This window comes from Chryseobacterium oryzae, from assembly GCF_022811665.1.
Classification (GTDB): domain Bacteria; phylum Bacteroidota; class Bacteroidia; order Flavobacteriales; family Weeksellaceae; genus Chryseobacterium; species Chryseobacterium oryzae.
Window position 1 is genome coordinate 434,610 of record NZ_CP094529.1, and the last position, 13,134, is coordinate 447,743.

The following is a 13,134-nucleotide window of genomic DNA, read 5'->3' on the forward strand; positions in this document are numbered from 1 at the left end:
CTGAGGATTTAAGCAAACTTCAGGTAGTTCTTTATAATTCTTCTTCCGTTGCAATTTTCTCCTTAAAGGTTTCGATGGTGTCCATTAAGTTTTGATGAGATTTTCCTCCGGCGGCATTAATATGACCTCCCCCGTGGAAGTACTTTCTTGAAAACTGATTTACGTCTACATTTTCTTTACTTCGGAAAGAAATTTTGATGAAATCTTCATACAGATCTTCCATGAAAAATGCTGCCATTTTTACCCCTAAAATACTAAGTCCGTAATTCACAAAACCTTCCGTATCGCCTTTTTGGAAGCCATATTCTTGTAATTCTTTTCGGGTGAGATATAAAACAGCTACTGTGCCATTATTTACCACTTCTATCCGTCCTAAAATTAAAGCCAGTAAATGCATTCTCGAAACGGTGTTCGTGTCCAGTGTATTGGAAGTAATAACGGAAGGATCTGCACCTTTTTCGATTAAATTAGCAACAATTCGGTGTGTTGTAGCACTCGTAGAACGGAATCTGAAACCTCCTGTATCTGTCATAATTCCTGTATAAAGGCAGTCTGCTATATCTTTGTTCACAAGTTTCTCATCATCCATCGCTTCGATAAAATGATAAACCATTTGGCAGGTTGCAGGGATAATGGTATCAGAATACACAAAATCAAAATCTTCAGGTTGTTGGTGGTGGTCAATAAGTATTTTTTTTGCTTTTGCTCTCATCAACCAATCTCCTAAAAGTCCGATTCTTGAAGGTGAATTAAAATCTAGGCAGAAAATAACATCTGCGTCATTTATCAGTTCAAATGCTAGTTTTCTTTTGTATTCCCCGATAATATTTTTCTTTGCTTCTGGCATCCATTTCAGAAACTTCGGAAAATCGTTAGGAACGACTACTTCTGCTTCAAGACCTTTAGCTTTAAGATAATGTTTTAGACCTAAACTAGAGCCAATTGCGTCACCATCCGGATTGTAATGGGTAAGAATAATAATTTTGTTTTCAGGGACAAGAAGGGTGTTAATTTCTAAAAGCTCTGCAGGTGTAAACATTTTCTTTGGATTTGAGTTTCCAAAGATAGAGTTTTTTGATTTGTTTTTTCTTGCGGAAATAACTCTTAGAGATATTTTGATGATTAAAATGATATTTATATAACAAAAAATATTAAAAAAATCTTCCGAATATTTGTATCTGATAAAAAATTCTATATCTTTGCAACCTGAAAAAATAATAGATAATTACGACTTAAACATATAGTAATGAGCAAAAGAACATTCCAACCATCAGAAAGAAAGAAAAGAAACAAACACGGTTTCAGAGAAAGAATGTCTACACCAAACGGTAGAAGAGTTTTAGCTGCAAGAAGAGCTAAAGGAAGAAAAAGCTTAACAGTAAGTTCTGCAAGAGCTAAAAGATAATTCTTTAGTTACAATATACAAACTATGCTTGAAAAGTACTTTTTCAGGCATTTTTTGTTGTTAAAATTTGCTAAATTTTTAGGTTTGTAAAGTATCTTTTTTTACTTTTAAAATCTGAAATAAGCTTTTTGAAAAGTTTCACAAAAACAAGATTATGCCACATTCAAATATTTCGGGAGACAGCATTGTATATTTACAGGATGCAAAAATTTCTCAGAAAAACTTTACCGTACTTACAGATGTAAATCTCAATATAAAAAAAGGAAGATTCTGTTACCTGATTGGTAAAACAGGATCCGGAAAAAGTTCACTTCTTAAAACTTTGTACGGGCATATTCCTTTAGCAATGGGAAAAGGTGAGGTTGTAGGTTTTGATATTGCTAAGCTTAAAACCTCTGATATTCCGAACCTGAGAAGAAAACTTGGGATTGTGTTTCAGGATTTCCAGTTGCTGTCTGACAGAACTGTCGAGAAAAACCTCAAATTTGTACTTGAAGCAACAGGCTGGAGCGACAAACATAAAATGGATGATCGTATTAATGAGGTTCTTTCTAGTGTAAACATGAAAGGGAAGAAACATAAAATGCCGCACGAACTTTCTGGAGGAGAACAACAGCGTATTGCTATTGCAAGAGCACTTCTCAATCATCCGGATTTAATTTTAGCAGATGAGCCTACAGGAAATCTTGATCCTGAAACTTCTAATGAAATTATGACGCTTCTTAAAAAAGTAGCCGAAGATAATCACGCTGCGGTGGTCATGGCAACTCACGATTATCACATGATTCAGAATTTCCCGGGAGAAGCAATAAGATGTGAGGACGGAAAAGTTTCTGTTTTAGATACATCAGAGCTTTTCGAATAAAAATTATACATTAGAAATAATTTTCATAAAAAATAGATAAAAAAGTCCGGGAAAACTCTCGGACTTTTTCAATTTATAAACTCAAAATGATGTAATTTTTACATTTTTAGACACAAAAAATGCCCAATAAATCGGGCATTTCATATTATTGAAAATGTTTTTTTAGTGACCTTGGTTTCCGTCAATTCCATGAGCATGACCGTGAGAAAGTTCCTCTTCTGTAGCTGGTCTGATATTCAAAACTTCTACTTGGAAGTCTAAAACTTTTCCAGCCATTGGATGGTTTAAATCTGCCACTACCGCTTCAGGAGTTACTTCAACTACAAACGCCTGGAAATTATTTCCTTGGTTGTCAGATAAAGGCAAAATTGCTCCAATTGGTGGAATTCCAGATTCTGCAAACATATCTATAGGAAGCTGTGCAATAGCATCTTCTTGTTTAGGACCGTATGCTTCTTCAGGCTGAATAACAAATTCTGCTTTATCACCTGCTTTAAGCCCAAGAATATTCTGCTCAAATTTAGGAATCATCATTCCTACGCCATATAAAAATGTAAGTGGATTTTCTGCTGTAGTTTCTTCTACTAAAGTTTTAGTTCCATCTTCTTCGATAGTGTGAAGAATATACTTTACAGCTACCACATGATTGTTTTCAATTGTCATATTTTTCTTTTTTCCGTGAAAATTAATCACGATTACAGTGCAAATATAATCTTTTTGAAATGATTTTTATGGCAGCAAATTATATAAAAATAGTTGAGGTTTAATCGTTTTTTTCTTCATTTTTAGACTGCTTTTTCTTTTGCCTTAGTACATACAGATACAGACTTTCTACTTTGTCTCTTGCCCAAGGTGTTTTCCTTAGAAATTTCAAAGAAGAATTAATGCTGGGATTCTCGTTAAAACATCTTATATTAATCTGTTTTCCCAATTCTCCGAAACCATTGTAATATTCTACCAATTCTTCAAGAATGGTATCTAGTCTTTTTCCGTGAAGAGGATCTTTAGATTGATTTTCCATAATGGTGTAAAGGTAAAAATTCATTTTTAAACCAATAAATTTTCAAACCAGATTGATGCCATATTCCGTAAATTTGAAAGATGATATTTCTGCTATAATTATAGTCTTGTAATTTTTTTTAAAGAAATAAGGCTATATTGGTGAACAGCAGAGAAAAGATAAAAATTATTTTAAATATAATTGATGATGAGCAGGAATACCGATGCCAACAGAAAATTACATAAAAAGAAAATCGACCAGAAAAAGCGTAAAACACAAAACGCCGAAGCAGAAAGAAAAGCGCGCCTAAAGCAAATTCGGGAAGATTTTAAAGCAAAAGAAAAAGGGGATATTTTATGAAAATTCTTCATACCGCCGATTGGCATTTAGGAAAACGTCTCGACCGTTTTTCCAGACTGGAAGAGCAGATTTTGGTAATGGACGAAATTGTTCAGATTGCTGATGAACAAAAGATTGATTTGGTTTTAATTGCAGGAGATTTGTTTGATAATTTTAACCCTGGTGTAGAAGCTGTTGAACTTTTTTATAAAACATTAAAACGTTTATCTTTAAATGGAAAACGTCCTGTTATTGCCATTTCGGGAAATCATGATTCTCCTAATTTTATTGATGCTCCGGATCCTTTGGCTCGGGAATGCGGAATTATTTTAATAGGACATCCTAAAGCGGTTATTCAGCCTTTTAAACTGGATTTTTTTGAAGTTTCCCAATCGGCAGAAGGTTTTATAGAACTCAAACTGAAAAATCAGGACGATCCGGTAAGAATTATTCATACACCTTATGCCAACGAAATTCGCCTTAAAGAATATTTTGGTGAAAATAAAGAAGCCGAATTGAATCAGATTTTAGACGATAGCTGGAAAAAAACAGCCGATGAATTTTGTGATGATAAAGGCGTTAATCTTTTGATAGCTCATTTGTACATGAATAAGAGAGGAGCTGCAATTTTGGAGGAACCAGAAGGAGAGAAGCCTATAAAAATTGGGAATGCAGATTTAATCTGGTCAGAAATTATTCCGTTTCAAATACAATATACGGCTTTAGGGCATCTTCATGGATTCCAAAACATAGGAACTGCAGAAAAACCGGTGATTTATTCTTCTTCTCCACTTTGTTACAGTTTTTCTGAGGCCGGACAGACAAAATATGTCACCATTATTGAAGCTGAGCCCAATAAAGAGGTTTCTTATGAGAAAATTGCATTAAAGAATGGAAAAAAGCTTATCCGGAAAACATTTAATTCTGTAGAAAATTCGGTGGAATGGCTCATCGAAAATCCAAATTGCCTGATTGAACTCACCTTAGAAAGCGATACTTTTTTAAAAGCTGAAGAAAGAAAACTTATTTATCAGTCACACACCGGAATTGTGCATTTGATTCCGAAACTGAAAAATCAGGATTTTATAGATGATGAAGTGAAGGAAATCAATTTAAGTCAGGATCCTCTGCCGTTATTTATCGACTATTTTAAATCTAAAAACAACGGACAAGCACCGAACGAAGATCTAATAAATCTATTTAAAGAAATTGAAAATTATTAACGTATGATTCCTATTCAGTTAACCTTAGAAGGTTTATATTCTTATCAGGAACGCCAAAAAATTGACTTTGAGAATTTAACAGAAGCTGGTCTTTTTGGGATTTTCGGTTCTGTCGGTTCGGGAAAGTCTTCTATTTTGGAAGCTATTTCTTTTGCACTGTACGGAGAAACGGAACGTCTGAATAAACAGGATAAACGTGCGTATAACATGATGAATTTAAAATCGAACAAATCTTTTATAGAGTTTGATTTTTTGAATTATGAAAATAAAAAATTTCGTGCAAAGAGAGAATTTAAACGCAATTCTAAGAATTTCACCGATGTAAAAACACCTACCGTAACTTTTTATGAATCTGTAAATGAAAATTGGGTTCCTTTAGACCATACAAATGCCGAAAAAATTATTGGTTTGAGTTATGCGAATTTCAAAAGAACCATCATCATTCCTCAAGGGCAGTTTAAAGAATTTTTGGAACTGGGTGCAACAGACCGTACCAATATGATGAAAGATATTTTCGGTCTCCAAAGGTTCGATTTGCAGAATAATGCTTCCCTTTTACACAATAAAAATAAATCTGAACTCGATCAGCTGGAAGGTCAACTGAAGGGTTTTGAGGAAGTAAATGAAGAACAAATTTCTGAGCAGAACGATATTCTGAAAGAAGCACAGCAAAAGTTTGATGAAGTAAAAATTCAGTTTAAAAATACTGAAAATAAATACCAACAGTTAAAAAATTTAAAAACCGATTTTGAATTACTTAAGCAAAAAGAATCCGATTTTGAAAAACTTAGTGCTCAAAAAAAAGAAATTGACGAATTAGAAATTAAAACAGATGTTTTTGATAAGCTTTTCAGAGCTTTCACTCCCCTAATTTCGGAGAAAAATAAGCTGGAAAAAGAAATTGCTGAACAGTTGAAAAGTAAAGAGCGTCATCTTAAAATTTTAAAGGAAACCGAGATTCAGTCAGAGAATATTAAAAATAAGCTTTCGGTGGTTCAGCCAAAATATGAAGCTTTGAATCAGACTAAAAATCAGGAAAATGATTTGGCGTTAATTCTTCAGATGCTTAAGTTTTCGGAGGAAATTGTAGAATTGAGAAAAAGAACTGAAAATGGCAGCAGCAAAGTAAAAGAGGTTGAAGAGCATCAAAATTCAGTTCAGGAAACCATTAATGCTTTATCGGAAAAAGCAGAAAATTTGAAGTCCCAAAAATTAGATTCTAGTTTGCTTTTACACGTTGGAAACTGGTTTTCTGATAAGAAAAAGTTGGAAGAAATACTCCTGAATCAGACTACTAAAATTGAGGCTAAAAAAACTGAAATCAACGCAATTTCTAATGAACTGAAAGCATTAGAAATTAACGAAGAAACTTACAAAAATCAATTCCAAACACAAATTGAAGAATTAGAGAATCTCAGTAAAAAATTGTCCGAAAAACGTAGTCATTTCGAGGTTCAGCAGAAACTTGCTCATTTTGCCAATGATTTGCACGATGGCGAAACTTGTCCGCTTTGTGGATCTTTGGAGCATCCGGAAATTGTAAAATTTGAAGATGTAAATTTCGAGTTAAACGAAATTCTTAGGCAAACTAAAGAAACCGACATTCAAAAAGAAAAACTTCAAAAACAGTTTTTGGAAATTGAAAAAATTCTCGACAGAAAAAAGATTTTCCAGGAACAGTTGAAATCGGAAGAGATTATTGTGCAAGAGATTAATAAAAATATTGAAGAACATCATCAAAATTTCCATTGGAACAATTTCCATGCTGAAAATGAAAAAGAATTTCAAGAAAAAAGAAATCAGTCTTTTGAAATTGAGAAACAGATTGAAGAACTGAATACCAAGATTTCTTCCGAGCAAAAAAATATGACAACCCTAAGAGATAATCTTAATCAAGACAATAAAGCGTTAGAAAAATTTAGGTTAGATGAGGCGAAAAAAGAAGAACAAATAAAAGCAAATGAAGCCAATCTAAAAACCTTAAAATGGACAGAATATAAAGAAAGAAAGATTACTGAAATTGATGAAGCTTACCAAAATCTCTCTCAATCTAACCTTGAAACAGAACAGAATTATCTGCAACTCAGCAAAGAAAATGGAATTATCGTTCCTCAATTGGCAGAACGTAAAACAATTGTTGATCAGTTGATTAATAGAATTCAAGATTTAGAAAATGAAGCTTTAGAAAATAAAAATTCTATCAATAAAACTCTTTCTGAGCATCAATTTGGAAGTTTAGAAGAAATTCAGGAAATTATTTTGCAGGATATTGATGTAGAGAATGTAAGAACTAAAATTCAAAATTTTAAGATTCAGTTTGAAACGCTGAAAAACAGCATTTTTGAACTGCGACATAAACTGAACGATTTTTCTTTCGATGAAGAAGAGTTTTCAGCCATTGAAAATCAGTTCAAAAATTTGGAAAACGAACAGAAAATAGCCAATAATTCTGTGGTAAAAATCAGTTCGGAAATAGAACGTTTGCAAAATGAATTTAAAAAGAAAGAAAATCTTTTGAAAGATTTGGTAAAACTCCAAAAACGCGATGAAAATTTGAAAATAATGAAAAATCTTTTTAACAGAGCGGGTTTTGTAGAGTATGTTTCTTCCATTTATCTCAGACAGTTGTGCGATCATGCAAACGTAAGATTTCACAGAATGACGCGAAACCAGCTCAGTCTTCAACTGAATGAAAGTAATGATTTTGAAATTATAGATTATCTGAATGAAGGGAGAAGCCGAAGTGTAAAAACGCTTTCTGGCGGACAGGCTTTTCAGGTTTCTTTAAGTTTGGCTTTGGCTTTGGCAGAAAGTGTTCAGACCAACGCAAAAGCAGAAAGAAACTTCTTTTTCATCGATGAAGGTTTTGGGACGCAAGATTCAGAATCTGTAAATGTGGTATTTGAAACACTGATGAATCTTCAGAAAGAAAACCGTATTGTGGGAATTATTTCGCACGTAGAAGAGCTGAAAGAAAAAATTCCGGTCTCACTTACCATTGTAAAAGATGAAGAAAAAGGAAGTTTAATACAAATTGTTTAGAAACTGTTTTATAATCGTTATTTTTGAAACATTAAAACCATTATGCAAAATTTACCCATCATTTTAAAGCCATCTAAAGTAAAAAGTGTTGTACTTATCATCATCAGTATTTTGTTTATTGTAATGGGAATTTTTCTGTTAGATAAAAATATGATGATTGCTGTTTTGAATATGGTCTTTTTTGGTCTTTGCCTTATTGTTTTCGTCATCAATTTAATCCCAAATTCTTCTTATTTAAAAATTGATGTTGTAGGAATTGAAATGAAAAATCTTTTTAAAACGACTTTTATCCCGTGGCAGGCTGTAAGTGGTTTTAGAACGAAATATATTTTTGTGAACAAAATGGTTGTTTTTGATATTGATCCCAAGTTGCTGGAAAACTCAAAACTGAAGGGTAAAACGGGTGCATTTCCCGATACTTACGGGATGTCTGCAAAAAGACTTGCCGAATTACTCAACGAGTATAAAGCAAAATCGGAATCTTTTTTATAGAAAAAACCTCCTTTGAAAAACTTCAAAGGAGGTTGTTGTTTTATCTAACCTGAGGAGCGACTTTTTCACCAAACAGTTCAATAGATTTTCTCATGATACTGTCTTCGGGAGCACCTACATCCATGTGACCAATAAATCTTGTAATTCCGAAAATTTCTTTCATATAAGCAATTTTATCGGCAACTTCATTGCTGTTTCCAATGAACAGTGCGCCTTCTTTTGCTCTTCCGCCATCGTACTGCATTTTTGTATAAGGAGCCCATCCTCTGGATTTTCCTATTCTGTCCATTTGAGATTTGTAGTTTTCAAAATAACCTTCCACAACATTTTTATCATCACTTACAAAAGTGTGAGAATGAATCGCAATCTGCATTTCAGATTCTGGAAATCCTACTTTTAGATATTCCTGTTTGTAAAATTCAATTAAATTTTTAAACTGAACCGGCATTCCGCCAATAATGGCAACAATAAGCGGCATTCCCAATTGTGCTGCACTTAAAACCGATTGTGGAGTTCCGCCAACAGCTCTCCAAATAGGAATTTTACCATTATTTTTTGCTCTTGGATATACGGTCTGATTTTGCATTGAAGGACGCAGTTTTCCGCTCCAGGAAACATTTTCTTCTGAATTTATTTTCAGCAATAATTCAAGTTTTTCATCAAAAAGCTCTTCGTAATCGTTCAACGAATATCCGTAGAGAGGAAAAGATTCAATAAAACTTCCACGTCCTACGAAAATTTCTGCTCTGCCATCCGAAATTAAATCTATTGTCGAAAAATCTTCATACACTTTTACGGGTTCAGAAGAACTTAAAACCGTTACACCGCTCGCTAATTTAATATTTTTGGTAACACTCGCCGCAGCTGCTAATACAATCTCGGGCGAAGAAACTGCATAATCCGGACGGTGATGTTCTCCCATTGCAAAAACATCAATTCCCACTTCATCCATCAGTTTTACCTGATCGATAATTTCACGGATTTTAATACCCGCATCTTTATATTTTCCTGTTTGCTGGTCGATTGCTAAATCGCCAAACATTCCTATTCCTAATTCCATTTGCTTAAATTTTATAAAACAAAATTAGCCCAAAACAAAATTAAAAACATTGATGAATGATAAGAACCGAAAATGCGAAATTCTTTAAAAAGGAATTATTATTTCTGATTTCCAAGAAGTCCGAAAAGGATTTTGTCTCTAATTTCTGAGGTGATATCTGTGGCAGATTCAGAATTTCTTTTAAACCAAAAATAAGAATTGTTTAGAGTGTGAAGAATGAATCTTGTGGTAAATACAGGAGATTTCAGTTCCCAGTTTTGTGCTAGATAAATTTCACAAAGAAGTTCTTCCACATCTTGCTGATATTTTTTTCTAAGAAGAACAAATTCTGGTAATCTTTCCTCAAGATGCTTCCATTCGTTAGAATAAATATGGGTAACATCTCGGTTTTTTAAAACTACCGACAAATGCTTATCTATAAAGAAACTCAGCTTATCGTATGGTGCAAGATTGGTGTTTTTGACTTCCTTCAATGCTTTGAAAAAATCTTCAGCAACGGCAAAGCAAATCCATTCTAAGATTTCTTCTTTAGAACGGATGTGTGCATACAGAGATGCCGCTTTAATATTTAGTTTTGTAGCCAAATCGCGAACGGAACTGCCCATGTAGCCCTTTTCTTTAAAAAGTTCTACTGCAACATCCAATATCTTAATTTGTTTTTCTTTTAGCTCCATTGATGTTGCAAAAGTAGTTATAATCTATTTAATGCAACAAATTATATAGATTTCGTGGTTTAAATTAATCTAGATAAACTTTTTAAACGTCATTTTAAATTGAAAAGCATGTATTTCTATGAGCTTGTCTAAAAAATCATCAAAATCGGAAATTTTGACTTACAAAAAATTCTATCAAATTGTGTTTTTCGGAAATTTTGTCTTGTTTTTGTGTAAATTCAATAATTGAATGGTTTTTGAAATAAACCTTTCGAATTAAATGATTAAAACGGTTTGGGATATCAGATATTAGAAAAATACAATGAAAATTTAATATTTATTGTGCTTATTTGGTCTGAAATCTGATGTCTTAAATCCAACAAAAAAACAAAAACTTAGATATGAATTTAAATCAATATACTGTAAAATCACAAGAAGCCATTCAAGCTGCACAACAAGTGGCAATGGAATTTGGCAATCAACAAATAGAACCACAACATATTTTGGAAGGTATCTTCCAGGTAGATGAAAATATTTCGCCTTTTTTACTTAAAAAATCTGAAGCTGATGCAACTTTGGTAAGAGAACGAAACAGAGAAAATCTTGAACGTTTGCCCAAAGTGGAAGGAGGAAATATTTACCTTTCTCAGTCGGCTAATAAGGTTTTGCTGGATGCACCCAATATTGCTAAAAAAATGGGTGACGAATATGTAACCATAGAACATTTGTGGCTTTCGCTTTTAGAAACCAATTCTGAAGTTTCTAAGATGCTGAAAGATATGGGAGTTACCAAAAATCTTTTGGAAGGAGCAATTAAAGAATTGAGAAAAGGCAGCAAAGCAACATCGGCAAGTTCGGAAGAAACCTACCAAAGTTTAAATAAATACGCCAAAAACTTTAACGAACTCGCTGCAGAAGGGAAATTAGATCCTGTAATTGGTAGAGATGAAGAAATAAGAAGAGTTTTACAGATTCTTTCCAGAAGAACCAAAAACAATCCAATCCTAATTGGTGAGCCGGGTGTTGGTAAAACTGCAATCGCAGAAGGTATCGCCCACAGAATTATTAATGGCGACGTTCCGGAAAATTTACAAGACAAAACCTTATATTCTTTAGATATGGGAGCTTTAATTGCCGGTGCAAAATATAAAGGAGAGTTTGAAGAACGTTTGAAATCTGTTGTAAATGAAGTCATCAAATCAGATGGGCAGATTATTCTTTTCATCGATGAAATCCACACGTTGGTAGGTGCAGGCGGTGGAGAAGGTGCAATGGATGCTGCCAATATTCTGAAACCTGCCTTGGCTAGAGGAGAATTAAGAGCTATTGGTGCAACAACTTTAAACGAATATCAAAAATATTTCGAAAAAGATAAAGCTCTAGAAAGACGTTTCCAAAAAGTAATGGTGGAAGAACCGGATACTGAGTCTGCAATTTCTATCCTTCGTGGGATTAAAGATAAATATGAAGCACACCACAAAGTGAGAATTAAAGATGAGGCTATTATTGCAGCAGTAGAAATGTCTCAGCGTTATATTTCTGACCGATTTTTACCAGACAAAGCAATTGATTTAATTGATGAAGCTTCTGCAAAATTAAGAATGGAAATCAATTCTAAACCCGAAGAGTTGGATGTTTTAGACAGAAAACTGATGCAGCTGGAAATTGAATTAGCGGCTATTTCGAGAGAAGGCAACCAAACCAAAATAGACCATGTTAAAGAAGATATTGCAAAAATATCTGAACAACGAAATGAAATTAATGCAAAATGGTTGAAAGAGAAACAGAAATCTGAAGACCTTACCAACATTAAAAAAGAAATAGAATCTCTAAAACTGGAAGCAGAAAGAGCATCAAGATTAGGAGATTATGCTAAAGTAGCCGAAATTCAGTACGGAAAACTTCGGGAAAAAGAAGATGAGCTTTCTAAATTAGAAATAGAAATGCAAAATCATCAAAATGAATTAATTAAGGAAGAAGTAACTTCGGAAAACATTTCTGAAGTCATTGCAAAATGGACCGGTATACCCGTAACCAAACTCATTCAATCTGAAAGAGAAAAACTTCTTAATCTCGAATCTGAGCTGCATCATCGTGTTGTAGGGCAGGAAGAAGCTATTCAGGCAGTTGCAGATGCTATACGTAGAAATCGTGCAGGATTAAGTGATGATAAAAAACCAATCGGTTCGTTCTTGTTTTTAGGAACTACCGGTGTCGGGAAAACCGAGTTGGCAAAAGCATTGGCGGAGTTTTTATTTGATGATGAAAACAATATGACAAGAATTGATATGAGCGAATATCAGGAAAGACACAGCGTGTCTAGACTTGTTGGTGCGCCTCCGGGATATGTTGGGTATGATGAAGGCGGACAGTTAACCGAAGCGGTAAGAAGAAGACCTTATTCTGTAGTGCTTTTAGATGAAATCGAGAAAGCGCATCCGGATGTATTTAATACTCTCTTGCAAGTCTTAGACGATGGTCGACTAACGGATAATAAGGGTAGAGTAGTGAATTTTAAAAATTCAATTATCATTATGACTTCGAATTTAGGTTCGCATCTTATTCAGGAGAACTTCGAAAATCTGACTGAAGAGAATGTGGATGAAGTGGTACAAAAAACCAAAACAGAAGTTTTTGATTTGTTGAAGCAAAGTCTTCGCCCGGAATTTTTAAACAGAATTGATGAGGTAGTATTATTTCAGCCTTTATCCAAAAAAGAAATCGGAAAGATTGTTCAGTATCAGTTGAGAGGTTTCAACGATATGTTGGCAAAACGAAATATTATTATGACAGCCACTCAAGATGCGGTAGATTATTTGATGAACAAAGGATATGATCCTGCTTTTGGTGCAAGACCATTAAAAAGAGTAATTCAACAGGAAGTTCTTAACAGATTGTCAAAAGAAATTCTTGCCGGAAATGTAAACGATGGAGACAGAATCACTTTAGATTATTTTGATGAATCTGGTTTGGTTTTCCGTCCTACTAATATGTAAGTAGTTTTTTTCATATATTATTTTTGTAATAAGTGCTGTAGATTTCTGTCTACAGCACT

At 33.7% G+C, this 13,134-nt stretch carries 12 protein-coding genes; 7 read left to right on the forward strand and 5 right to left on the reverse strand.

The window, feature by feature from the left end:
- Nucleotides 1-31 precede the first annotated feature (31 nt).
- On the reverse strand, nucleotides 32-1,039 hold the full coding sequence (locus MTP08_RS02050) for a DHH family phosphoesterase (protein WP_243576848.1): 1,008 nt from the start codon (nucleotides 1,037-1,039) through the stop codon (nucleotides 32-34).
- A gap of 207 nt (nucleotides 1,040-1,246) precedes the next feature.
- Here MTP08_RS02050 and rpmH point away from each other — a divergent pair, with 207 nt between their 5' ends.
- Nucleotides 1,247-1,405: a 50S ribosomal protein L34 gene (gene rpmH / locus MTP08_RS02055; RefSeq protein ID WP_034679005.1), complete on the forward strand. Its 159-nt coding sequence runs from the start codon at nucleotides 1,247-1,249 to the stop codon at nucleotides 1,403-1,405.
- 154 nt (nucleotides 1,406-1,559) lie between these two features.
- Complete coding sequence (locus MTP08_RS02060; RefSeq protein ID WP_209389229.1) at nucleotides 1,560-2,270, forward strand: cell division ATP-binding protein FtsE; 711 nt, start codon at nucleotides 1,560-1,562, stop codon at nucleotides 2,268-2,270.
- A 162-nt stretch (nucleotides 2,271-2,432) separates the two neighbouring features.
- Here the strand turns inward: MTP08_RS02060 and MTP08_RS02065 are convergent, their stop codons facing one another.
- Nucleotides 2,433-2,933: an FKBP-type peptidyl-prolyl cis-trans isomerase gene (locus tag MTP08_RS02065; protein ID WP_243576849.1), complete on the reverse strand. Its 501-nt coding sequence runs from the start codon at nucleotides 2,931-2,933 to the stop codon at nucleotides 2,433-2,435.
- Between the two features lie 100 nt (nucleotides 2,934-3,033).
- Complete coding sequence (locus tag MTP08_RS02070) at nucleotides 3,034-3,291, reverse strand: VF530 family protein (protein WP_243577711.1); 258 nt, start codon at nucleotides 3,289-3,291, stop codon at nucleotides 3,034-3,036.
- Between the two features lie 186 nt (nucleotides 3,292-3,477).
- Between MTP08_RS02070 and MTP08_RS02075 the strand changes: the two genes are divergently transcribed.
- Genes MTP08_RS02075 through MTP08_RS02090 form a run of 4 tightly spaced genes read left to right on the forward strand, consistent with a single transcriptional unit; the run spans nucleotide 3,478 to nucleotide 8,366 of the window.
- On the forward strand, nucleotides 3,478-3,630 hold the full coding sequence (locus tag MTP08_RS02075) for a hypothetical protein (protein ID WP_243576850.1): 153 nt from the start codon (nucleotides 3,478-3,480) through the stop codon (nucleotides 3,628-3,630).
- On the forward strand, nucleotides 3,627-4,832 hold the full coding sequence (locus MTP08_RS02080) for a metallophosphoesterase family protein (protein ID WP_243576851.1): 1,206 nt from the start codon (nucleotides 3,627-3,629) through the stop codon (nucleotides 4,830-4,832). The genes MTP08_RS02075 and MTP08_RS02080 overlap by 4 nt, the downstream gene beginning before the upstream one ends.
- A 3-nt stretch (nucleotides 4,833-4,835) precedes the next feature.
- Nucleotides 4,836-7,874: an AAA family ATPase gene (locus tag MTP08_RS02085; RefSeq protein WP_243576852.1), complete on the forward strand. Its 3,039-nt coding sequence runs from the start codon at nucleotides 4,836-4,838 to the stop codon at nucleotides 7,872-7,874.
- Between the two features lie 42 nt (nucleotides 7,875-7,916).
- On the forward strand, nucleotides 7,917-8,366 hold the full coding sequence (locus MTP08_RS02090) for an STM3941 family protein (RefSeq protein ID WP_243576853.1): 450 nt from the start codon (nucleotides 7,917-7,919) through the stop codon (nucleotides 8,364-8,366).
- A gap of 40 nt (nucleotides 8,367-8,406) precedes the next feature.
- On the opposite strand, the gene MTP08_RS02095 is transcribed toward MTP08_RS02090, so the two are convergent.
- Both MTP08_RS02095 and MTP08_RS02100 read right to left on the reverse strand, forming a co-directional pair.
- A complete protein-coding gene (locus tag MTP08_RS02095; RefSeq protein WP_243576854.1) occupies nucleotides 8,407-9,426 on the reverse strand; it encodes an LLM class flavin-dependent oxidoreductase in 1,020 nt (339 codons plus the stop codon).
- 98 nt (nucleotides 9,427-9,524) lie between these two features.
- Entirely contained in the window at nucleotides 9,525-10,100 is a 576-nt protein-coding gene (locus MTP08_RS02100) for a TetR/AcrR family transcriptional regulator (RefSeq protein ID WP_243576855.1), read from the reverse strand.
- 380 nt (nucleotides 10,101-10,480) lie between these two features.
- Between MTP08_RS02100 and clpB the strand changes: the two genes are divergently transcribed.
- Entirely contained in the window at nucleotides 10,481-13,075 is a 2,595-nt protein-coding gene (clpB, locus tag MTP08_RS02105) for an ATP-dependent chaperone ClpB (protein ID WP_243576856.1), read from the forward strand.
- Nucleotides 13,076-13,134: the final 59 nt, after the last annotated feature.

Excerpts from the sequence above, each read along its gene's own strand:
- MTP08_RS02050 (WP_243576848.1), bottom strand. The coding sequence starts at position 1,039 with ATGTTTACACCTGCAGAGCTTTTAGAAATTAACACCCTTCTTGTCCCT.
- rpmH (WP_034679005.1), top strand. The coding sequence starts at position 1,247 with ATGAGCAAAAGAACATTCCAACCATCAGAAAGAAAGAAAAGAAACAAA.
- MTP08_RS02060 (WP_209389229.1), top strand. The coding sequence starts at position 1,560 with ATGCCACATTCAAATATTTCGGGAGACAGCATTGTATATTTACAGGAT.
- MTP08_RS02065 (WP_243576849.1), bottom strand. The coding sequence starts at position 2,933 with ATGACAATTGAAAACAATCATGTGGTAGCTGTAAAGTATATTCTTCAC.
- MTP08_RS02070 (WP_243577711.1), bottom strand. The coding sequence starts at position 3,291 with ATGGAAAATCAATCTAAAGATCCTCTTCACGGAAAAAGACTAGATACC.
- MTP08_RS02075 (WP_243576850.1), top strand. The coding sequence starts at position 3,478 with ATGAGCAGGAATACCGATGCCAACAGAAAATTACATAAAAAGAAAATC.
- MTP08_RS02080 (WP_243576851.1), top strand. The coding sequence starts at position 3,627 with ATGAAAATTCTTCATACCGCCGATTGGCATTTAGGAAAACGTCTCGAC.
- MTP08_RS02085 (WP_243576852.1), top strand. The coding sequence starts at position 4,836 with ATGATTCCTATTCAGTTAACCTTAGAAGGTTTATATTCTTATCAGGAA.
- MTP08_RS02090 (WP_243576853.1), top strand. The coding sequence starts at position 7,917 with ATGCAAAATTTACCCATCATTTTAAAGCCATCTAAAGTAAAAAGTGTT.
- MTP08_RS02095 (WP_243576854.1), bottom strand. The coding sequence starts at position 9,426 with ATGGAATTAGGAATAGGAATGTTTGGCGATTTAGCAATCGACCAGCAA.
- MTP08_RS02100 (WP_243576855.1), bottom strand. The coding sequence starts at position 10,100 with ATGGAGCTAAAAGAAAAACAAATTAAGATATTGGATGTTGCAGTAGAA.
- clpB (WP_243576856.1), top strand. The coding sequence starts at position 10,481 with ATGAATTTAAATCAATATACTGTAAAATCACAAGAAGCCATTCAAGCT.